The organism is Paenibacillus forsythiae T98 (assembly GCF_000520735.1).
GTDB classification, from domain to species: Bacteria; Bacillota; Bacilli; order Paenibacillales; family Paenibacillaceae; genus Paenibacillus_AQ; species Paenibacillus_AQ forsythiae.
On the sequence record NZ_ASSC01000431.1, the window covers coordinates 1 to 22620 of the forward strand.

22 protein-coding genes and 1 pseudogene are annotated in these 22620 nt (G+C 45.6%); 8 read left to right on the forward strand and 15 right to left on the reverse strand.

What is annotated here, in order from left to right; translation table 11 throughout:
- Positions 1 to 86, forward strand: a pseudogene (locus L692_RS33915) (translation initiation factor IF-3); the annotation flags it as partial.
- A gap of 16 nt (positions 87 to 102) precedes the next feature.
- On the opposite strand, the gene L692_RS0113750 reads toward L692_RS33915, so the two are convergent.
- Positions 103 to 387, reverse strand: a complete 285-nt coding sequence (locus tag L692_RS0113750) for an alpha/beta-type small acid-soluble spore protein (protein ID WP_025700691.1) — start codon at positions 385 to 387, stop codon at positions 103 to 105.
- Positions 388 to 609: 222 nt separating this feature from the next.
- Here L692_RS0113750 and L692_RS0113755 point away from each other — a divergent pair, with 222 nt between their 5' ends.
- Positions 610 to 2250 (forward strand): hypothetical protein, encoded by a 1641-nt coding sequence (locus L692_RS0113755; protein ID WP_025700692.1) that lies wholly within the window; start codon positions 610 to 612, stop codon positions 2248 to 2250.
- 96 nt (positions 2251 to 2346) lie between these two features.
- Here the strand turns inward: L692_RS0113755 and L692_RS0113760 are convergent, their stop codons facing one another.
- Complete coding sequence (locus tag L692_RS0113760) at positions 2347 to 3138, reverse strand: GNAT family N-acetyltransferase (protein ID WP_025700694.1); 792 nt, start codon at positions 3136 to 3138, stop codon at positions 2347 to 2349.
- A 193-nt stretch (positions 3139 to 3331) separates the two neighbouring features.
- Here L692_RS0113760 and L692_RS0113765 point away from each other — a divergent pair, with 193 nt between their 5' ends.
- Entirely contained in the window at positions 3332 to 3802 is a 471-nt protein-coding gene (locus L692_RS0113765; protein WP_025700696.1) for an Ig-like domain-containing protein, read from the forward strand.
- A gap of 59 nt (positions 3803 to 3861) precedes the next feature.
- On the opposite strand, the gene L692_RS0113770 is transcribed toward L692_RS0113765, so the two are convergent.
- The 5 genes from L692_RS0113770 to L692_RS0113795 form a co-directional block, all read right to left on the reverse strand.
- Positions 3862 to 4698 (reverse strand): hypothetical protein, encoded by an 837-nt coding sequence (locus L692_RS0113770; RefSeq protein WP_025700698.1) that lies wholly within the window; start codon positions 4696 to 4698, stop codon positions 3862 to 3864.
- Positions 4676 to 5224, reverse strand: coding sequence for an RNA polymerase sigma factor (locus L692_RS0113775; RefSeq protein ID WP_025700700.1), 549 nt, complete (start codon positions 5222 to 5224; stop codon positions 4676 to 4678). Before L692_RS0113775 ends, L692_RS0113770 begins: the two co-directional genes overlap by 23 nt.
- A gap of 325 nt (positions 5225 to 5549) precedes the next feature.
- Complete coding sequence (locus tag L692_RS0113785) at positions 5550 to 5990, reverse strand: DUF6526 family protein (protein ID WP_025700701.1); 441 nt, start codon at positions 5988 to 5990, stop codon at positions 5550 to 5552.
- A 232-nt stretch (positions 5991 to 6222) separates the two neighbouring features.
- A complete protein-coding gene (locus tag L692_RS0113790; protein WP_025700702.1) occupies positions 6223 to 6996 on the reverse strand; it encodes a sporulation protein in 774 nt (257 codons plus the stop codon).
- A gap of 496 nt (positions 6997 to 7492) precedes the next feature.
- Positions 7493 to 9049, reverse strand: coding sequence for a malate:quinone oxidoreductase (locus tag L692_RS0113795; protein ID WP_025700704.1), 1557 nt, complete (start codon positions 9047 to 9049; stop codon positions 7493 to 7495).
- 516 nt (positions 9050 to 9565) lie between these two features.
- Here L692_RS0113795 and L692_RS28795 point away from each other — a divergent pair.
- From L692_RS28795 to L692_RS0113815, 4 genes are all read left to right on the forward strand, one after another.
- Positions 9566 to 11818 (forward strand): amidase family protein, encoded by a 2253-nt coding sequence (locus L692_RS28795; RefSeq protein WP_025700706.1) that lies wholly within the window; start codon positions 9566 to 9568, stop codon positions 11816 to 11818.
- 196 nt (positions 11819 to 12014) lie between these two features.
- The gene (locus L692_RS0113805) at positions 12015 to 12494 is read left to right on the forward strand and encodes an Lrp/AsnC family transcriptional regulator (protein ID WP_025700710.1); all 480 of its coding nucleotides are present in this window, start codon (positions 12015 to 12017) and stop codon (positions 12492 to 12494) included.
- Positions 12495 to 12623: 129 nt separating this feature from the next.
- Complete coding sequence (locus L692_RS0113810) at positions 12624 to 13298, forward strand: SDR family NAD(P)-dependent oxidoreductase (protein ID WP_025700712.1); 675 nt, start codon at positions 12624 to 12626, stop codon at positions 13296 to 13298.
- Positions 13299 to 13348: 50 nt separating this feature from the next.
- A complete protein-coding gene (locus L692_RS0113815) occupies positions 13349 to 13951 on the forward strand; it encodes a TetR/AcrR family transcriptional regulator (protein ID WP_025700714.1) in 603 nt (200 codons plus the stop codon).
- Between the two features lie 264 nt (positions 13952 to 14215).
- Here the strand turns inward: L692_RS0113815 and L692_RS0113820 are convergent, their stop codons facing one another.
- The 3 genes from L692_RS0113820 to L692_RS0113830 are packed head-to-tail and all read right to left on the reverse strand — an operon-like array spanning position 14216 to position 15598.
- Positions 14216 to 14917, reverse strand: a complete 702-nt coding sequence (locus L692_RS0113820) for a DUF4386 domain-containing protein (protein ID WP_025700716.1) — start codon at positions 14915 to 14917, stop codon at positions 14216 to 14218.
- 2 nt (positions 14918 to 14919) lie between these two features.
- Complete coding sequence (locus L692_RS0113825) at positions 14920 to 15150, reverse strand: helix-turn-helix transcriptional regulator (protein WP_025700718.1); 231 nt, start codon at positions 15148 to 15150, stop codon at positions 14920 to 14922.
- A 1-nt stretch (position 15151) separates the two neighbouring features.
- A complete protein-coding gene (locus L692_RS0113830) occupies positions 15152 to 15598 on the reverse strand; it encodes a hypothetical protein (protein WP_025700719.1) in 447 nt (148 codons plus the stop codon).
- A 181-nt stretch (positions 15599 to 15779) separates the two neighbouring features.
- Here L692_RS0113830 and L692_RS0113835 point away from each other — a divergent pair, with 181 nt between their 5' ends.
- Positions 15780 to 16640 carry a hypothetical protein gene (locus L692_RS0113835; RefSeq protein ID WP_232238790.1) on the forward strand — a complete coding sequence of 287 codons (861 nt, stop codon included), beginning with the start codon at positions 15780 to 15782 and terminating at the stop codon, positions 16638 to 16640.
- 97 nt (positions 16641 to 16737) lie between these two features.
- Here L692_RS0113835 and L692_RS0113840 read toward each other — a convergent pair whose 3' ends face one another.
- From L692_RS0113840 to L692_RS0113860, 5 genes are all read right to left on the reverse strand, one after another.
- Positions 16738 to 17616, reverse strand: coding sequence for a hypothetical protein (locus tag L692_RS0113840; protein ID WP_025700722.1), 879 nt, complete (start codon positions 17614 to 17616; stop codon positions 16738 to 16740).
- Between the two features lie 92 nt (positions 17617 to 17708).
- Positions 17709 to 19109: a sensor histidine kinase gene (locus tag L692_RS0113845; protein ID WP_025700725.1), complete on the reverse strand. Its 1401-nt coding sequence runs from the start codon at positions 19107 to 19109 to the stop codon at positions 17709 to 17711.
- A 2-nt stretch (positions 19110 to 19111) separates the two neighbouring features.
- Complete coding sequence (locus L692_RS0113850; RefSeq protein ID WP_025700727.1) at positions 19112 to 19759, reverse strand: response regulator transcription factor; 648 nt, start codon at positions 19757 to 19759, stop codon at positions 19112 to 19114.
- 219 nt (positions 19760 to 19978) lie between these two features.
- Entirely contained in the window at positions 19979 to 21085 is a 1107-nt protein-coding gene (locus tag L692_RS0113855; RefSeq protein WP_025700729.1) for a stalk domain-containing protein, read from the reverse strand.
- Between the two features lie 131 nt (positions 21086 to 21216).
- Positions 21217 to 22332 (reverse strand): DUF4037 domain-containing protein, encoded by a 1116-nt coding sequence (locus L692_RS0113860; RefSeq protein WP_025700731.1) that lies wholly within the window; start codon positions 22330 to 22332, stop codon positions 21217 to 21219.
- Between the last annotated feature and the right edge of the window lie 288 nt (positions 22333 to 22620).

Here is a 22620-nt window from a genome sequence, read left to right on the forward strand (position 1 = left end):
TGGCCGATCTGAAGGAGGCCGGAGTGAAGGACACGGGCATCCAGACAAGCGGCAAAGGCTCGCAGGTGAAATTAAATCCGCGCTGATGATCCAGGGAGACGGCTAACGCCGCTCCCGGCCCGCTAATTGCTCCTGGGCCAGCCGGATCATTTCGCGGACCATGGAGCCGCCGATTTTGCCGCCGACATGGCCCACCGATTCCGTCGTCAGGCCGCCATTTTCACCCGGCTGCAGAGGGACGCCAAGCTCCTTGGCCACTTCGTACTTCACGTCATCCGGCCGACTCGGATCAACGGCGTACCCTTCGCGCTGCATTACATTTGCTTTGAAGGTCTGCATTTCCTGCTCCACTCCAGGCACCGCATATTTCCTCTTTCTTCTGGTCATCTTGCTCCACTCCCCCCTGAAATCTTTTCTCCTAACATGCCCCGAGGGAGCCTTCGTTATCCCGTTTCCGCCTTACTGCTAATTCCCCCTTAACATACCGGAATGGATGATTCGGTTTATACAGTTGAGCGAACACTTTTTAATGGAAAATTTTCTTTTATATTCCTGAGAAACAATGTTAATATAAGCTCATTAAGCGCTAGTTTATGGGGGGGAGCTTTATTGCCGATTGTTAGAATTAAACCGGACTTTTTTAACAATGATGCACAAACCAACTTTAATGCAAATACCCATGCTAATCCCGGTTTAGAAATTGAGGAAATAGCTTTCAGTAACAGGAATATATTAATTGAGGGGATTAGAGGTACTGGAAAAACCCATATTTTAAAGATGGTTCGTGAATCATGTTTTGAAAAATTCGAAGTGCATCGTGTGCTTCCTGTTTATCTTTCATTAGCAAAGCTATCTGAATACGAAATTCTTGAAGATTCAAAATTCCGTGCACATTTATATACTAATATTGTTCAATCAGCGATTAGCACAATTATTAATAATTTTAGCTTTATTGAGAAAGCTGGTGACCCTCTTCACCTTAAAGTTCTAAAAACCGATGCTCCCATATTAGAAGCTTTCATAGACAGACCTATAGTAGAGGTTCTTGACGAAATAAAAGCATTGTTCGAGATGCTTAATTCAGAATTACTTTCCGATGATGTAAAAGTAGTGAAAGATCAAAGTAACAATCTAGGAGCTGAAGTCGCTGCAAAATGGTTTAAATTAAAAGGCGAATCAATAAAAAAGGAACATATTGAACAAATAGTTAATACGCTCTCGCACTTCAATGCTTCTCGCTATATTGTCAATTTCTTTAATGGCCTTAACGACATCCTTGAGCTTAATTACACTTTACTGCTTCTTGATGAGATTTCAGGTACTTCTGATAAAGCTCAAATTGAAGTTTTTAGACTCCTTAGATTGATCAGAGCATCTACAGAAACAACAACTGGAACGAACTTTATATATTTTATTGGTGGTGTATATCCTCCTGAAAAAACTAATTATCCTGCAAAGATTAAGGGGCATGACTTTGATTTTATTCAAGGTGAGGACTGTAGCATGGAGTATTTAGAAATGGATGTTCTTCACGATGAATATGAATCATTTTTTAGATATATTACTGAAAAACGAATAAACATCCTTCATCCTGAATCAAGTGGGCAAACTTCATGGATTTTTGAGGATGACAGGACTTTTTTGTTAGCAGCTTTTACAGCAAACGGACTCCCAAGAAGATACTTCGAAATACTGAATAATGCTTACAGTATAGCAAGTAAAAAGTTTGCATCTGAAACTGATATAAAACGACTTGATTACTCTTCAGTTAGTACAGCAATACAGAACATAGCTGATAGTCAAACTCTTAGTGATAACCAACTAACTGAATTAGACTTACATTACCTTGAGAAAATCATTATACCAAAATTATCAGCTAGAAATTCTGGGGCTGAAACTAGAAATGAGTCCCGTGATGAAGACAAAAGGTTACCTGTCCATATGTTTCTTAGTGTTTCAAGAGGAGACAGAAAGAAGCTTGGCAACCTCATATATCGCGGTATAATACATAATCTCAGCCGCACAAGAAAATCCAAGTCACTCTCTCCCGATTCGGGAGAGCAAAAGGGAATACTACTTATGCTTGATTTAGCCGTGGCTTTCTATTATAGGGTATTTAATGTACAAAAATCAGTTGATTACTTCCAAAATGACCTTCGTGAGAACGCCAAAAATGGTTACCTTTATTATTCTACTATTACTTTAATTGATCCAGATCAGGGACCCATTCAGCAGTCATTTGACTTTTAAATAGTTTATTGAAAAAGATCAATTTCATTGATAATCATTCAAAAACTTGCCACTACTTAAGATACATTTCCCCCGAGTACTTTGTAATGGCAAGTTTCATATTTTCATCCAAAATGTATTGAGAAATGCGGTCTTAAACCCCGCCTTTTCCATATTTCCGTGGCTGACCGATCCGAATACCACATCCGTATAGACCGTCTTGACGCCAAGTTTAACGGCATCGGCAAGCCGGCGCTTGAGCAGTGCCAACTGGCAGCCTCTGCCCCGGTACGCCGGGAAGGTATAGTCATTGGCAATGTATCCCTCTTCCCTTTTCAGAAACAGCGATCCCATAGCCGCAGGGTTTCCGTCGATTCTTAGCATATAATTTACAAAATCCGGTCTGTAAAAATATCCTTTGGACCGTGCAAGCGTTTCCTCGCTAATCTCCATGCCGCCCTCCGACAGCCCGATCCATTGTATAAATTCTTCCGCGCTGCTCTCCGTTACCCGTTCAATTGGAAAGGCGGAAGCGGCTTCAATTCCCTCCGGCGGATGGGTATACATGAAGACCAACTGCTCGGCGGGAACAAATCCTCTACTAAATAGCGCGCGGCTTACCTCTTCTGTCATATGGTTCGGGGTCATATCAAAGCATGGAGCGGCATTCGGGTATAACCCGAGCAGGTTGTCCAGCTCCGCAAGATCATGAGGGCCGAAGCCTTTGATTCGGTTATAGTACATCGAAGCCGGATGCGTCCGGTCCCGAAGCAAGGTCGAGCGGCCCAAGCGCAACACTTCAAGCTGCCGCTCCACCGGAACCAGCGAACGGCTGGCGTTCAGTTTCGTGAGTTCAAGTTCGATCTTTTCTATTTGCTCCAGGTAAACCAAAGGTTTATGCGTATTCATCAGAGGAGTCATCTCCTTAATCAAGAGGGTCAGCCTTCATTATAACGGACTCCCTTCGCCATAGCACGAAGTTAATGATTGAATTAATTATACAATGATGCTAATATATAACATAACTAAACATAATCAAATATATCTAAACATAGTCATCTTCATCTTTAACTAATTAATAAATGAACAAGGAGTGGAGAAATTGTTTGCCAAGCCCCAAAAACTAATTAGCACTTTTGTAGTTTCTCTATTGATGCTCTGCCTGCTTGCAAGTACAGCTTTTGCTGCCGACCCTACTGTAACCTTTAATGGCGCAAACCTGTGTACAATCAGCGGAGACACGGCAACGCCCGGTGTATCTTTAATCAACAATACAAGCGTACCTTCCGGTTTACAGCATATTGAACTTCAGTTCAATCATAATGTTGCCGCCAATTTGTCCACCAATCAGAATTACATACATCTTAAAAATACAAATACCCAATCTATGGTAGCGATCACTGTATACCGACTGGGAGACGGCTCTCCCTTCAGTATTGAGAAGCGAAACCTCTTTTTTGACGCAAATCTGGTAAGCGGCAACAGTTATCAAATCATCATAGACCCGGGTTTAAAAGCCTATAATGGCTACACGCTGGGTTCTACTCAAACTGTTGATTTTACCGTTCAGTAACAAGCACAGTTAAGAATAGTTAAAGATGAAGATGCGTTCCGCAGACTTTTGGGTATATCTCACAGGCCCGTATAGGCTTCCGCCAGCTTTATTAATTGTTCCTTCGTACCCGTTCCTACAATTTCAATGTCGATAACCTGAGACTGCTCGGTCTTATATTTAATCAAGAGGGTGTTTTTCTTCTTGGACTCAGAATACATTGCAATCATCTGATTGTTAATTTGGACATTTTCCCAATTACCGATATAGGTTGATGAAATGCTATCCACTTTCCCCTTAAGATGGTCTGTTGCAGCTTGGTCCAAGTTTTGAGTTACTATAACCCAACGCTGATTATCCAATGCATAAATATCATGGAAAACAGGGCGATAACCAATGATACGAACGTCCTTGCCATTCTCCTGCAGCATTTCATTCATAAGGACTCCGTTCGAGCGGATCGGCTGTGCTTTGGAAGGGTCCGGTCTTAATATTGTAAATGGAAACTGCTGTTTTGCTTCATCCAAGCTCATGACTTCCTTTGCATTCTTGTGATTATTTAATACATCCTCGACAGATTCTTTATAGGTTGGCTCTTTCCCAAAAATAAACTCCTTGAAGGCATCAATTCTTGCATTCCTTCCTCCATCATCTTCAATCGTGAAACTCTCACCATTCCAGCTGACTGGAACAACAGAAGCACTGACTGTCGCTATAAACACGAAAAATAAGGAAAACACCGTTATCCACATCACCTTGGGATGACGCTTCACAGGTAGTCGGGCTTTAACGGGTACGGTTTGCTCATTGTACATGACTCGAATTCGTCCCATTACCGGGCTACTCACATCAATCGTTGGCAGCGTTATACCGGACAATTTCTGGCTAAGATCGTTAAATTCCGATGGTTTTTTCATATGTAGAGCCCTCCCAATTGGTTGATGTTTTTTTAAGCTTCTTACGAATCCGTTCGAATCGTTTACGGACCGTTCCTGCTTTCAGTTGAAGGCTTTGAGCAATCTCGTCGAGTGTGTACCCTTCAAGTACGTGTAAAATAATGATTTGCCTTTCCTCTACGGTTAACCCCTTCAATAGGTCTGCTGAAACCTGCTTCCACATTTCTTCCTCTGCACTCGGCTCGTTAAATTGACGCCAGAACTTCGGAAGCAACGCGTTCCATATCTTCCTTCGTTTTAGTAACGTGAGACATTGATTTCCCGCAATCTTATAGAGCCAAGCGGGAAAGGATTGGTCAAACCGATACAAATGTAAGCTCTGATAGGATCTAATGAAGACTTCCTGGACAGCATCCTCCGCTTCCTGACGATTCCCCAACATATAGAAGCAATAGGCGAATAGCCTCTGTTGATAAGCGTGAATGATTGGCTCAAAAGCATTTGAGTCTCCTTGCTGGACCCGTTGAATCACTTCCTCGATATTCATACCACTCTTCCTCCTCCCTAAAGTTATATGCTTATATAACTAACGAGCCTGATGTAATGTGACATAACCTCGATGAAAAAACCGGCAGTTTCAAAAACGGCTGAACTAGGAAAGAAGTTGTGGGAAGAACACGGGAATGTAATTGATGTAGAGGCGGATTAAGGGAGAGGAAATTCAGGAATGGTGAAATTATCCTCCCAGAAGAAGATGCACAGGAGCTAAGAGTCCAAATGCATTCCTTTGGGAGGAGGAAAGTGGAACAAGACCCTCGTTATCAACGTAAGGCCTTGAAAATGAAGGAAATACTTATTGGAGAAAATGAAAATTAAATTCTGTAGTCGTCGGTTCTCCACTTCTGGATAGACTTCTTAATGGCATCAGGTGAGAGCTGCTCTGCTGCCGCTTTCTTACTAAGTGAAGGAAATTCATCATCGGAGGCAAATCGCAAAGCTGTAATTTGCTGCATGCTAAGCCTCGGATCGAGCAGCTTTTGAGTCAAGACATAGTGCCGGAGATTTTCTTCCGCTCGTATCGCCCGATCCTGTGCTTTTAATGGATAAGCGCGAATGATTAGATAAATGACGATGAAGATTATAGAAATAATCAGAAAAAGGATTGCAGGAAAAACGGGATCCCCCGCTTTCAGTGATTTCCCAAGCTCTATTATAGCAGAGACGAACAAACCGGCAGTCAAAAGGGTAAGCAACACGTGAAAAAGTGGATGATATCTTCGGTGATTTTGATAACTTTGAGATTGGTTACTCATTTCTCTCCTCCATTTTATAGGTTACTGTAGCTATCTTAGTTTACCAACTCTCTTCGAGTTGCGTCCAACCGGCTTACCCTGTACCAGGATGCAATCACAAAGCTCGAGACGGTTCCCGGATAAGCTTCGCGATAATCTCCTGATCAGTAATCTCGGGTTACGGAAGACCCATGGGTAACACGCACCAACCCGCATTCCTTAAGGAGTGCGGGCTTTAACGCTGCATTCCGTATTAGATGTACCTGGAGATAAGCTGATGCAGTTCGCCGGATATTTCATGTACGCCGCGGCGGAGATCATTACCGGTAAAGGTCACGCGGATAAAGCTCTCATCCGTACCCATGGCTTCTGACAAGAAGCCGCCAAGTCCGCGAGCTCTGCGGTCAATCTGGATGTACAGCTCTAAATTATCGCCCTGCGGAAAGAACATCACTTCAAGCTCATCCAGCGCGCCGCGAAACTCGCGGGTCGGCACATACTCGAACTCCTGTACGAAAGACAAGCCGGCGCCAAGACGGGGAGCATAGTCATTGGACACTTCGCGCAGCCTGAAGCCCAGCTCATCCAGCGCGCCAAATACCACCTGCATGTTATCGCTCGGCAGTACCTCCAGATAATCATGGTCGCTTGGATCAAGCGCCTTCTTGATATCCAGCCCGGTCATCAGCCATACCGGTGTGTTGCGGTACGATACGGGGGTACGCTCGGGGACAGTAATTTCAAACGGAATTTCCCGATCTTCCCCGGCCTGCAGCACAAATCCGTCCGTAATGAGGATTCGCGCGATTTCCGCTTCGTGGGTTACCTTGTTATCATTTTCTTCTTTCTCATACTGCGTCTTTACATAAATGTAAATCTTGTCAATTTGCTGCTCCACCTGGCCCCCGCGAACGGATACCACTCCGCGCAGCGTACCGCCAGCCACTACCTGCGCCTCCTCCAGCCTTGTGTCCACCTTAGCCGACCCGATGCCGACGCTTGCCAATACCTTTTTGAACATAGACATGTACCGCTTCCACCTCCGCAATAATTCACCATAGTAAGACGTTCATGCTATGCATTACGCAGCATCCGGCTGATCCGTTTCAGCCAAAAATGAACTTTAAACTAGGCAAACGCATATGATGAAAAGAAGTTCGTATGAAGGAGTGAATCAAAATGGCATTCTTGCCACTGCCCGGAACACCCGCTCAAACCTTGTCCCCTCCCCCTGCCTTCATCCCGCCCAAGCCTGCGGCATTTGGATCGTATATCATTGACTGCTTGCAAAATTATACGTATATCTGGCTATGGAACGGGGACAGTTTCTGGTATTACCCCACTCGGGTGGAGTACGGAGAGGTTTCAGGCTATCGCTGGAGCGGGACGTTTTGGTACTATTACGGAATTGATCCAAGATTCATAAATGCGGTTTCATGTCCCCCAATTCCTACGCTGTACTGATATTGAATTCAGGGAGCAGAACCATAGTTCTGCTCCCCTTAGCCTTAACCTGCCTCGGGTTATCGTGAGCGAAATGCAGCTTCCCCTACTTCCGGCAAACTTTTATTAGGCGTCTTGTTCTCAGGCTTCCCTGTCCCATTCGCTAGACCGAGCGACCGAGCGGTGGAAGTGTGAATGTTGCGGAGAAGCTCCGGGTTCCCAGACAGCGACACACCGTAAGAAGGGATCATTTCCTTAAGCTTCAGCGACCACGCCTTGATATGCTGCGGGAAGCATTTCTCTATGACCTCAAGCATGACGGAAACGGCGGTCGAAGCGCCCGGAGAAGCGCCGAGCAATGCAGCAATCGAGCCGTCGGCGGCACTAATCACTTCCGTGCCAAATTGCAGCGTTCCTTTGCCGGAAGCCGTATTTTTAATAATTTGCACACGCTGGCCCGCTACCACCAGCTCCCAATCCTCGTCTTTGGCGTCCGGGACAAATTCCCGTAAAGCTTCCATACGCTGTTCTTTGGACAACATCACCTGCTCGATCAGGTATTTGGTCAGCCCAAAGTTCTTGACGCCTGCCGCCAGCATCGTTACGAGATTATCCGGTTTGACCGAAGTGATCAAATCAAAGATGGAACCGAACTTCAAGAACTTGGGCGAGAAGCCTGCAAACGGTCCGAAGAACAATGATTCTTCCTTGTCGATAAACCTTGTGTCAAGATGCGGAACCGACATGGGCGGAGCGCCAACTGCGGCTTTACCGTATACTTTGGCGTGATGCTGCGCGACAATATCCGGTTTCCGGCACACCATAAACAGTCCGCTTACCGGGAATCCTCCAATGCCCTTTCCTTCAGGAATACCGGATTTCTGCAGCAAATGCAGGCTTCCTCCCCCGCCGCCGATAAAGACGAATTTGGCCGTGTGGCGCCCTACGGCACCGCTATCCAGATTCCGCACTTTCAATTCCCACGAGCCGCCCTTGGTACGTTTAATATCATCCACCTGATGGTTGAACTTCAGATCGACGTTGTTACTTTTCAAGTGGTCAAACAAGCTGCGCGTCAAAGCGCCGAAGTTGACATCCGTTCCCGATTCGATTCTCGTAGCTGCTATCGGCTGGTTGAGCGTCCGGTCCTTCATCATCAGCGGAATCCATTTCATCAACTGTGCCGGGTCATCGGAGAACTCCATCCCTTGAAACAGGGGACTTTTGGAAAGCGCTTCAAATCGTTTTCTTAAAAAAACTGCATCCTGTTCCCCTTGTACAAAGCTCATATGGGGCACCGGCACGATAAAGTCCCGCGGGTTCCGAATCCGATGGCTATCCACCAGATAAGACCAAAACTGCTTGGAAACCTGATACTCTTCATTCACGGTTATCGCTTTGCTAATATTGACCGATCCGTCCGGTTGTTCAGCGGTGTAGTTCAGCTCGCACAGCGAAGAATGCCCCGTCCCCGCATTATTCCATTCGTTAGAGCTTTCCTCTCCTGCGCCCGCGCGCCGTTCAAACACGGTGATGTTCCAGTCCGGCGCTAATTCCTTGAGCAGTGAACCCAAAGTCGCGCTCATGATTCCGGCACCAATTAAAATAACGTCGGTTTTCGTTTGTCCGTTGCTCATGTTTACCGTCCTTCTACCCTACAATTTGCAGGAAGGATGTAAGGCGCTCCTGCTTAGGCGCCACAGCAAGCCAGCACGCGACCTGGCCGCACACTTTTTCTAGATCCATGTTGCCTTAATCTTAGTGTATCATTATTGTTTGCGGATTTTAATATTTATCTAATTTTTTATAGAAATATTATACGAATGGATACTTTGATCATGTCAGCAAGTTCTAAGCAATGAAACCTTTATGTTAATTAAATTAACTTCTTGTAGTTGTGAATTCGCTGCTAATTGGGTAAAAAGCGGCGGATTCCTCCTCTAAAATATAATGCCTCCCCCTAGAATTTAGTGCATTTATGTAATTAACTGTATGTTATTTTTAAAATACTTTATGTTCATGCAGCTACACCAGAAATACAGGATCGAAAAACTTCTGTTGCCTACGGGACAAAAAACGCCAAAATGCAAACTGTTTAATAATTTCATAGTGTTATATCATGTTTTGAAATAAACGTACAGGAGGTGCTGCATTTGCTCAAAAAATTAAAGGTCTACATGAACCTATCATTGAACTCCATTTCCCGGATTGCGCGAACCGCCGCCTGGCGCCTTGTACCTGTGGCGATCATTAGCGCGCTCCTCTTTACAGGCCCACTGCCTATAACGGCGTTTGCGGCAAGCGATGTCGATATCGTCGATCTCGGTGTCGTCAGGCTGGCCGATGCTTTGGAAGCCGGGGAGATCACCAGCGTTGAGGCAGTCCAGCAGTACCTGGACCGGATCAAAGCCTATGACAAAGAGATTAACGGCAAGCCAGGCTTGGGTACTATCGTGACGCTCAACGAAGATGCGCTCGCCCAAGCTGCCGAGCTGGACGCCGAACGTAAGAGCGGTAAGGTTCGCGGCCCGCTGCACGGCATCCCCGTTCTCGTAAAGGACAACATTAATACGGCCGATATGCCTACAAGCCATGGCAATCAAGCTCTCGCCACCTACCAACCGCTTGAGGATGCGACCGTCGTCAAGCGGCTTAAAGACGCCGGGGCAATCATCTTGGGGAAGACGAACATGGCCGAGTTCGCCATGTTCTGGGACACCGTCAGCTCCGTCCACGGCCGTACATATAACCCGTACGACCTCTCGAAAAATATTAACGGGTCCAGCGGCGGCACGGGTGCCGCAGTTGCCGCGAGCTTGGCGGCGATTGGCCTCGGAACCGAGTCTTGCGGCTCCATTACCGACGTCTCCGCGTTTACAAACCTGGTTGGCTTCCGTCCGACGGTCGGACTCGGCTCCATGGCGGGGGTCGATTACAACCCGCTCGGCGATGCGGTCGGACCGCTTGCGCTATCGGTCCAGGACGCGGCCATGCTGCTCGACGTGATCGCCGGAACCGATCCTAAGGACCCCTGGACCGCTCAAGCGGATGCCAACAAACCGAAATCCTATGTCGATTCGCTGTCCGATACGTCTCTCAAGGGCGCGCGGATCGGGTACGTAGTCGCGCCGTTCGGCGGATACGACTATATCTCCGGTACCGAATCCGATGCCACCCTCTCGGTTGTCGACGAAGCGGTCGCCGAGCTGGAAGCTCAAGGCGCCACAGTTGTGAAAATCCAGCTAAATCGGAGCTGGTGGAACACCTACGCCCCTGCGGACGCATCGTATTGGGCGACGACCGGACACGAAGATTACTTCGTACGCACCAAAGCGGAGTGGCCGGCGGGCTTGACCGCACTGACCGAGCCTTTCGACAAAATCAACTTCGGCGACATCATTGCCGGCAGCCCCAATATGGAAAAAACCGCTAAGGAATGGTTGTCGTGGGACGACAAACAGCCGCGCGACGAAAAAGGCTTCACTGCCGCAGTCGACGCACGGAATAAGTTCGCGGAAGGCGTAGACGGAATTTTCTCCGAATACCAGCTCGATGCACTGGCATATCCGACCGTTGCGGCTCCACCGGCGACCGTCCACGAAGACCCTGCCGTACTCATCGACCCGGAACAGTTCGGCACCCATTGCGGCTGGGCTAACTACACCGGACGCCCCGTTGTAACCGTTCCGGCAGGGTTCGCCGACGACTTCCCCGTCGGGCTCAGCTTGCTTGGTTCGAAGTACGCTGATGCCGAGCTGCTCAGCCTTGCTTATGACTTTCAACAATCCACACGGCACCGCAAGGCACCTAAACTGACGCCTTCGTTGCTTGCAGGTGGTTCATCCGGCGGCGATCCGAATCCAGCTGCGGCGCTTCAGGATATCAAAGGACATTGGGCGGAGGCGCAGATCCAGGGAGCTTTCAGCAGGGGACTTATAAAAGGCGATCCGGATCGGAAGTTCCGCCCAGATGATCCCGTTACACGAACGGAATTTATCGGATTACTCGTCCGAGCGCTGCAACTGCAGAAGAGTAACAGTGGGCTGAACTTTACCGATCAGGCGGATATTCCGGTATGGGCGAGGGAGGAAATCGCAGCAGCGGTTCATCTCGGTATCGTTGCCGGTTACGAGGATGGGACATTCCGTCCGAATCGGTCAATCACTCGCGCGGAGATGGCCGTACTGCTCGGGAAAGCCGCTGGTTTGGCACAGGAGGGACAATCAGGAGTTCGTTTTGCCGACAGCGATGAAATTCCCAAATGGGCCTCGGCTTCCGTCCTGGCCGTGACGCAGGCGCAGCTGATGAACGGGCGAAGCGTTAACCGTTTCGAACCGAATGCCGCGTTGACACGGGCTGAAGCGACGGTGATTCTGGGGAGGTTGCAGGGACTCAAATCTAAATAGCGTTTAAAGTTATGAACACATAGCGGAGCTGCCGATTTTTCGGGCTTCGCTTTTTCATTTTTCGTGAAATTCAGTTAAAAATTAAAATACTAATTGTTATTACAATTACAATGGGATAAAATTAGAAAATCTATATAATCAATTTCGTCTATATCGTTAGATTTCTTCAAAAACAAATACATAAAGGTGATTCTCTATGACAAAAGCTATGAATCATGAGTATGTTCCTGACGAGGTGGATCATCAACTCATTCGGATGTTGACCAATGATGGACGTGCATCATACCGGGAGCTGGCGCAATATGTATCGTTGTCCGAGACTCGGGTACGCGTTAGAACCCAAAGACTGATCCGGGAAGGGTACATCCGCATCGTAGCGATTCCCAACTTAATCAAATTGAATGCAGCCCAAATAGCCATGTTAGGCATCCAGGTGTCGGGTAATATCGAAAAGGTTGCCGACATTCTTGCCGAATACGAACAAATCACGTTTTTGACGATCTGCGCGGGGAAATATGAGATTATCGTTGAAGTAGCCTACTCAAACACAAACTCCCTACTGGAAATCATTCAAAGGATTCGCAATATTCCCGACGTAAAAAACACGGACTCGTTTGTCTATTTGAAGACGCCGAAGTCGCTGTATTCGGCCGACCCCGGAATCATGAGGTTTTGAACACACTCGAAGAAATGAATCGTTCGTTGACAAACGGATTACTCTATAATAGGGTTAGAATGAACATTCGATCTAATTCTGTTGTTGCATATAGAATGAATGTTCAATTTATACATTGGAGGTTTCTTCATGATCAAACTGGATGTCACCAAAGTGGAGCAGGTGCAAGTGGCCGTGGAACAAGCCATAGCCGCATTCGGGACAATTGACGTCGTCGTCAATAATGCAGGTATGGGCACTTACGGTCCGTTGGATCTGGCCAAAGAGGACGCAATCGATTGGCAGTTCGCCGTTAATGCGCGGGGACCCATCAATGTTATTCGTAAATTTTTGCCGCATTACAGAGCTAATGGAGGGGGCATGTTTATCAATATCAGCTCCTTCATGGGGATCACGACAGCGGTGCCGCTTGGATCGCTGTACAACATGTCCAAGTTCGCTTTGGAAGGATTGACGGAAGGTCTTTATTACGAGCTGAAGCCGTTCAATATCGAGCTTAGATTGATCGAGCAGGGCGGATCTACTGGAAATAATTTTAGGGAAAGTATCACTTGGAACAGGGACGAGAATATTAAAGACTACGATGATTTGATGGCGAAAGTGCAAAATTTAATGGATACCGCGGATACCAACAGCCGTCTGGATAGCCCGCAAATTATCGTGGATGCCATTGTCGCTCTGGCGACGGGGGACAGCAAGAAATTCCGTACCGTTATCGGTGCAGCAGGCAACGACCTGATGGCTCTTAGAAACTCCGTGCCGATCGAAGTTTATTTGGAGACCATGGCTAATAATTTTATGTGATGACAAATTGGAATGAACGTTCGATTTGATGGTGGGAAAGGAAGAACTGAATGTTTGAAAAATACAACAAGGTGCAGCGAGCTGTCCTCGAAACGACGCTTAACATTATCATTCGGAAGGAATTACAGGCTACCTCAATGTCGTTAATAGCCAAGGAATCGGGCGTATCGACCGGGAACATTTATCATTACTTTCAAAGTAAAGAAGATATCGTAAACGAGCTGTACAAAGCCATTGTCACATTCAACGGAGAGTATGTGCGCGAAGGTTTATTGCAGGGCAGAACGATTCGTGAACAGTTCGAAGCAGGCTGGAATCGGGTTGTCGAACTGGGTCAAAAATATCCTCAAGGCTTTCAATTTATTGAGCAGTATTCGTTCTCGCCTTACATTTATGACGAGGTGAAGCAGGCAGTCTATACAGATGGCTGGTGCGGCCCTATGAACAAGCTGTATGAAGAAGCCATTCAGCAGAAGCTGTTTATCCCCCTGAATCCGAAGCTGATGGTGCAGATGCATTACGGGACATTAGTGTACATTTTGAAGGCCCATCTGCAAGGTATCTTCGAATTAACCGGCGACAGCGTGCAGGAAGTAATCCGTTCCTGCTGGAAGGCTGTGCAACTCGCGGATGATACTATAACGGAACGATAGGCTACGGGGTAGAGCGAGCTTCCCCCTTTTAAGTAAACATTTCCTTAGATGACACGTTTGATCGTATATTAGAATTGTTAGTCAAGACCCATCGAAACTAGAAATTCGATGGGTCTCTTCATTTTTATCGTTGCCGTTATTTATGAGGTTCGGTGTATCATTCGTAGGACGAAATCAAAAAGTACCCAAATTGTTTCTACGTTGACAGGATTCGAGGCTATAATTCGTATTAGTATAGCGGCGCGGGCAAAAATCCCATAGTTTCTAGGGTCTGCTTGAAGGGACTGCAGATACATTAAAACCTTTCATGATGAGCCACACCGCAAGAGTCATTTCATTGGCGAATATCGGAAGCGCTAAGATGCCCCCCCATGCAGAGATTTGATCAATGACCCCGAACATTTCTAACAAGGCAGCAAGTAAAATCAGTCCGGACCCTGTCAAACCCAACACGGGGATGAACCTGGGTACAAGCTTGGATTTATAAAAAATATAGCTATACATCATCGTATTAACTCCTAGAAAGAAATTAGGTCCAAGCAAAAATGTATAGTCATGCACTGCTTTTAGCAATTTACCCGAAACTTGATAAGAAGCGATATCCGGGGCCCCCGCTGCTACATAGTCCTGGCTTAAGGTCAACAGGGACAGTACACTGATGACCCCGACCGTAATAACAATAGCCTCCAAAAAGCGGAAACAAACATGCCAGAGAGCAATCACTTCATTGAATTTTCGCAAAATAGGAAACATGGTGGTTGCAGTGCCTACCGCCGAAATGACAAGGATTAATTCCATGACTGCACCAAGCACCACCTCGTTAGCGTGCGCAGAACCTTGAATCAGGTAATCTGGATCATTTAGGATTGGCTTGTATAAGATAAGCCCCCCTATGATTGATGTAACGGCTGCAAGGATAAACAGAACACCCACAATTTTTGATGCTGTCTTGGTTGAAAAATACATTTTCACCATTCTCCTTCCTTATTTTCCCCGTAAAAAAATACTTCTTCCAACGGCAAGTTAAAGGCATGAGCAATTCGAAAAGCCAATTCCAATGACGGGGAGTAGTTGCCCTTCTCCAGAGCCACGATCGTTTGTCTGGTTACACCCGCCCTGTCCGCTAACTGCTGTTGGGTCATCTCATTATGGTTAAATCGTAATTTTCTTATATGATTCCCAACAAGATTTTTACCCATCTTAAACTCCTCTCCTGTAGTGATACAGCCTCGATAGGGATCCGGTTACATCCGAAAGAAATCCGGAGCCGATCAGGATGATGAACATCACCTTCGAGGGCTGATCGATAACTAGGGAACCCATAGCTAGAAGAAAACCAATGACAAACACAGCAAATGAATTCCGGAAGGCCAACAAGTCAATGCGCTTATCCAGTTCATCCGCGAATGTAGGTTCCTTCTCACGCGTCGTCATTCGGAAGACGATGTTGAAAATAATGCTGATCACGATATGCGCTGCGATGGAAACCAAAGTCAAAACGAGGACGAAGGATCCCCAGTAATGAAGGGTTTCCTTTGAATTCAGCGCTTCTTCGGGATACTCTGGGTACCTGTACAGGCAATAAACTACAAAAATGAGTATGGTGCTGATTAACGATACGATACTCTTCTTTTCTTGATAAGTCATTCACGACGCCTCCTTTATTGACTAAAGTAAAACCTGATAAACATAATGTAAAACAAACTATACATAAAGTAAAGTATATTTTACAAAAAAATCCGGAGGAGTAAACTGCCTATTGCTTTTTTTGTCCATTAATATAAAAAATATAGAATAATATTCCGATATTATGGATAGAGGTGGGTTAATGATGAAGATTTACAGCTCGACCCAGCATGACTTGAATTTATACATAAATTCGAAGCAGCATGCCGATAAACCGGCCTTGGTCACAGGCACGATACCCGAACTGTCGCATGACACCGATACAGTGGAAATCAGCCCGGCGGCCAGACAGTTGGCGGCATCCGATATTGTGAATCATTCGGCTAAATATTTTGGAACCGTTCGAATCAATGATTCGCTGAATCGCCTTCTCAAAGATCAACCCTCGGAGGTGAAGGAAGCAGCTTACGGCATCATTCAATCCAATTTCATTACAGACGTAACCGGAGAAGAGGAAAGAGCAGCGTTATTAGCATTGGGACTCACTCAAGCTAAGTATATCGCGGACAATTACATGAAAGATGACGAAGCGACGGAATTTATGAATACGATCCGTCAAATCGGAGCCATCTCCAAAACCAGAACCGTAGACCCTGAAACGAAAGAAATCCATTACGAAACACCCCCGCAAAGACCTATTGGAGCTCCGGACGATTATATAGATTTGACTGATATGATGCAGAAATTCGAGCCGGAAACGCTGGACAAGCTACAGGAAGCTATTGTGAACGGAAAAGACTGGAGCAGCATCTTGCGAAGCTTCGCTAAGAAAGCATCGACTCGTGAGGATTGGTTGAAGGAATACAGAGAGGGAACAGCCCAACAGATCGGGGACGTCGCCAGTGACAACAGATTCGGGAATGCCTCTACTGCCAGCATGACTGAGTTTCTCAAAGATATCAAGGATAGGATTGCCGATGCCGGATATAAAAATACCGGGTTTATAACAGACAACCTGGAGGCTTTTGTGCGAACGTTGGGAAGCGCGAAGTCCATTCTGTAATAGGCGGATGAAATTAACTAACAATAAGGGCACCTGCGAGGGTGCCCTATAAGCTTAACTATGGATAAATGGCGGTTTGGACTCATCCTGCTCTTGATTACTCTTTTATTTCTATTGGTGAGCCCTTTTCTTGGACTTCCTTAATGACTTCGTCTGTAATAAGTATATTTGTCATCTGATTTGTCTCCTCTTGCTCGATCCATTTTTGATAGCTCTCAGCTTCTTGAAGCCATCCATTATATTCCACCGAAAGCAGTTCCTTATTGTATCTGGAGAAGGTGAGCTGAGCCGCCTCACCCTTGTCTGATTTTACTTGGAGGGTGATATCCGAATTCTTCGCGCCTATTTCGTTCTTCTGAAATCCTTGTGAAATATACTCGACAGATGTCACTTTGCCGGATACAAATTGATATTTTTCTGTTGCTGCTTTCGCCAGAGCTTGATACTTCTGGCTGTCTTTAAGCAAAGTCTTATCCATTCCCTCACGAATATCCGCCTTGTGATAAATCCTCTTCGCTACCAATTGATTCTCTCCAGTTACTGCATCAAGAGCGAAATCATACGACAGCGTATCATTAATCTTAATATGAACAGCCCACGTCGCGCGCAGATTTGTTGTACTAATCGGATGATAAGTCACTTCCAGCGTTTGACCGCTTAGTTCGGCATGGAAGATCCGCCACAAGTTCTGGCTGGCAAGCTCCGCAGCTTCTTCTCCCTTCAAATCATTCACGGTTGACTGATCCTGACCAACGAACTTTACTTTGTACTCCTTCTTCACATAATCCGCAGGTACGTTGCTGTAAGCGGCTCCCGAATAAGGTACGCTGTAGCTGGTAGGGACTACTTGCGTTTTACCGACTTCTGCCGCTCTTACCGTTTGACTAATACCGCCGGACACCAACGTAGCAGCCGCGATTGCCGCTACGGCTCCAATTGCGATTGTTTTCATTTCCTTTCCTTTGACTATGCTCATCTCATTCGATCTCCTTTTATTTCATTTGCATGACGTGATCGATCACAGTTGTAAGTATATAAACGCACGGTTATCAAACCATTATGAACTTACTATCGACTTGTAAAAGTTAGTTTCGCCTGTGTGCCTTTACCCGGTGCCGAAGAAAAGCTCAGCTCTGCCTCATGATTAACTGCAATCTGCTTGCAAAGGGTCAGGCCCAATCCCGCTCCGCCACCAGAGCGACTGCGAGAGGAATCTACTCGATAGAACGCTTCTGTAATATGAGCAAGATGCTCCTCCGTCATCCCCTTGCCATTATCCTGGACAGAGATTACCTTATGCTCATTCTCCAGTTGAGCGACCAGCTTGATGATTCCATCCGAACCGCATGCTTTCATCGCGTTATTGATCAAATTCACGAGCAGAACATGCATCAGATCCGCATCGCACAATAACGTATCGAAGCGACACTCATAGATCATCTGAATTTGTTGTTCTGCGGCCTTCATGGACACTGATTGCTTAACCCCGCGAATCAGATCTCCCATATGAACGTTGCTGAGCTCGATCTTATTTCCGCGATAAGTTGCCATATCCAGCAGACGATGGGCGATATTCTGAAGTCTGCGACTCTCCGACATAATGTAATGGGTCGCAAATAGTTTATCCTCTTCTGTGCGAACAACCTTCTGAATATATTCTGCATATCCATAAATGGCGGTTAGAGGAGTCCTCAGCTCATGAGCCAAATTATCTACGAATTGCTGCTTCTGCTCTGCAATTGTAGCCAATTGCAGCATCTGACTCTGAATTTCCTCCGCCATATGATTGAAGCTCCCCGCCATCTCGGCAAGCTCGTCATGGCCCTTAACCTCAATCCGGTTCTCATATTGTCCCTGCGCAATGCTTCTGGAAGCAGCGGAAATTTGCTGAAGTGGCCTGAACACGCGATGCAATACGAGCAATAAGCAGACTGCCAGCAATCCGCACAATAAAATCCCGCTCAAAAGCAACATAACCGTCATTTTGTTCCATGAGGAGAAGATGTCGGATACATCATAATAATAGGCAAGCACGTATGTATCGTATGGCGCAGGCATAGCACCCACTACTCTGATATATTCCTTACCTTTGAACTTTTCAGTCGAAACCAGACGATCACTCGTCTTCGAAATAAGAGGTGTTCTGGGGAAAGGAGCAGACTCTGCCATTAAATCCGTATAAAGCTGTTGACCCTCTTTAGAAATGGCCAAGATCACTTTTTGTTTGCTATAAAAGTCAAAGTAAGAGCGGTAGAGTGATCCAATTACATCATCGACGGAAGCCCCCCTTTTCTCCAAGGCATTCAAATCCTTCGCATAGGACGATACGATAAAATAATGTTCTCTGAGACTGCGATCTTTTGAACTATCCAAATTGCTCTTTAGCGTCACAGCCGAAGCTATTAAAATACCGCTATAATAAAACAATAGGAATAGAATAAACGTGAGCAAGAAGGTCCGTGATTTCATCACTATACCTCCAGACGGTATCCCATTTTATAGACCGTTTTAATTCTACAGTCCATATCGAGCTTCTTCCTCAGCTTCTGAATATGAACATCCACCGTCCTCGTATCCCCCACATAGTCATAGCCCCAAGCCAGCTCCAGCAGCTTGTCCCGAGATAGAGCAATATTGCGATTGTTAACCAACACCTCTAGCAGATCGAATTCTTTGGGTGTACATTCAACCGGGTAACCATTCAGAAATACTTGCCTGCTCTCAAAATCGACTTTTACCCCATCCAGTTCAAAATCCTTACTTTCCTTCTTGGTACGTCTTAACACGGCATTCACCCGCGCCAGCAGCTCCATCATCTCAAAGGGCTTGGCCAGATAGTCATCAGCGCCAAGTGTCAAACCCTTCACTTTATCCGACAAGCTGCTTCGAGCCGTCAGGAAAATAGTAGGCGTCCCTCGAATCTGCTGAAAAACTTCATGCCCGTCAATCTCCGGAAGCATGATGTCTAGCAATACGAGATCCACATCATTCTGTGCCAACTTATCAAGGGCTGCCCTTCCATCAAAAACGGAAATACATGTATGTCCCACCGATTGCAGATTTCTTTTGATTAGCTCATGGATTGGAACTTCATCCTCGACGATCAGAATTGTTGCCACTAAGGATCACCTCTTAAACAAGCTTAACATGGCGATGTTATAGAGTTGTAAAAAGGCACGTCCTATTGATAACCGAAGCTGACAGGTTCAGCCCCGGCATATTGTTCAAAGCCAATACGACAGGCAGAAAAGGAGGATCTGCATGCACAGATTGACCAAGCGCCTGAAGCACAATGTTATGGGTACATGGAGCTGGTGTAGGATAATCTGCACGAACCGCTACTTTCTACTGATAATTGCTAATTGTCGACTGGCGTCCCATTCAACTTTAGCATCTAAGGACTCGGCCACGAACCGCAATGGCACGAAGGTACTATCTGATACGATTGTCGGTGCTACAGCAAGCGATATCGGCCTTCCGTTAACATCGGCACTTTGCTGACCCAGTTTCATCTTTATCGTAATGCCTTCTTTTTCTCCAATTATGGTTTGGGTATCTTCGATCCATGTAAGCTTTAAGCCAAGTTTTTCGAATATGGTTCGAAATGGAACCATCACGCTGCCGTCTATTATAAACGGTGAGACTTCGAAATCAACCGACTCCCCATCGAGAGAAACTTGAATCTCCTCCGGCTTAGTCATATCGTTATTTCCCAAATCTACAATGACGCCATTGCTCTCTAGTTGTTTGACAACCTGCCTCGCTTGCTCATTCAGCGGGTTGTTTGCCAAAGATACTTCTCTTAAATTCGGTATCGTTTCGAGCACTTCAATATCCCGGATGAGGTTACCATCCAGATAAAGATGCTCCAATGTAGGATGATTCTTTAACGGCGTCAAATCTTGAATTTTATTTCCGCTCAGCATGATCCATTCTAACTTCAATTTCTGAATGGGACTTATATCTGCCACCTGATTGTTGCTGGCAAGAAGATCAGTCAGCTTGTGTAAATTCTTCAACGGTATTAGACTTTTTATCTTGTTATCGTCAACAACCAGTTTTTGCAGAGAACTTAACCCGGAAAGCGGTGAAAGATCTGTAATCTGATTCCCTTCAACAGCCAAAGACGTCAGTTTGTTCAACTTGCCGAGCGCTGTAATATTCTTTATATGTTGGCCGGGCAGAAATAAACTCTGCATGTTAACGGCATATTCAAGTCCTTGCAAATCGGTAATTTTATCTTGTACATCCATCGGGTACAAAGATTTCAACTTCTGCAAATCACCGGCCCCCAACTCTTTATTAGCTGACAGCTTTAATTCCGCTCGAATGGCTTTCGCCAAAGCCGGGTCCGTAATGACGGATGCGGCTCGAATGGATGATGCCGGTAAGAATACGAGAACCAAACAAAACACGATGATATTTTTTACTAATTGATTAGGCAATATAGACTCTCCTTTTAAGTAACTTGAATTAATATATCCTTACTTTATATCGGATTTTTCCCAAAAACTGTTCACCTTGGGTGCATCAATGCTGTACGCTCAATGTTAATCATAATTAACTGCCAAGCCGACTAAACCATCCTATCCCCTATTCCCGTTCTTTCCATGTCGGACTTTGCACTGTATATTGGCTTGAATTTTGAATAATGCTCTGCCCATACCAATATATGTTCACTTGTAACAAATTGATCTAAAGACCCTGGTATTTCAAGATGTTGAAGTTCTTTAGGCAACGAAGAAAATAACGCATTCTCTATATTAATATAAGAATAGGATTGTAAACCTCTTGCGTAGAAGATGGGCGGTTCAAGTTCGATATATTCCGTCAACTTCATATCGTTATGTTGTTTTACTAGTCTCGCTAATACACTCTCCATTTGTTCAACTGCTTTTGTAACACAGGGTTCCATCAAGATCCCTTCAAGAAGTTCAATCGACTCATTGGCTAGAGGACTGATCTGGGCCAGTTCCTTGGAAATCCATTTGTAAGTACCCGGTCGATACCTTTTGTTATAGAGGAAGAGCAATTGAATGGCTTTCTCTACCATTCTGTTTATGAGTAACCTGGCTGATAATGATTCTCCTCTAATATCCGTGAGCCTTGCCACATAAAGAAGACGAAATGCACTCCATGCATATTTCAATTTATACCTCCATACAGCTTCGGGCAGATAAGAAAGAGTCTTTCGTGCTTCAGTTATTTCACCTATAGGGTCCGTGAAAATTTTTCCTCTTGTCCACTCTATCAATTTTTGTTCAGGAATTACTAACCAATCGTATATAGAGAGCTGCGAAGTATGTAGTCCCAATTGGATTCGCATATGCCGAGAAACACTAGTAATTGCAACATGATGTATATTGGTCTTTCCATTATATGGTACAAGCACCTCATTAGAATCATCTACGGAAAAACGAGCGGGATACCCCTTGTATAAAATTGGAGCTCCTTCGTCAAATGCTTGATTAAGGCATGCAGCGTACTCCTCATAATCCGGGTCAAGCAACCAAATGTAGCATCTCGCTCCCCACTCATGATCTCTTGATAAATCATCATCATAACCTAAGACATCCGAGCCATAACCAATTAATCCAGCAGCATGTTTTTCCAACAGTTGTGGGAAACGACAAGCTAATATTGGCCTTACGATCTCCCAATAAAACTCCTCACTTAAGTCTAAACCCTTCATTGACTGGCTCCATCCCATGTAGCTGTGCGCACCCACATAATTTTTTACCGGTACCCTAATGTTAACATTTGACCTAGAAATTACTAGACTATTCTTTTGGGTTCTGTTATCATTTAGATTGAAGTCTTGGTGAAATATCGTAGTCCCATATTTACTTGAGCAGCCGGAAAATTATCCAGGCTTTTTTCATTTTAAACATAAACAAGCGCCTAAAATCAGACGTGTTCCCCCGATAAAGACTAAACCGGCTGCTGGCGCTCCTCCATCAGACATCCCCTCAAGCGTTCC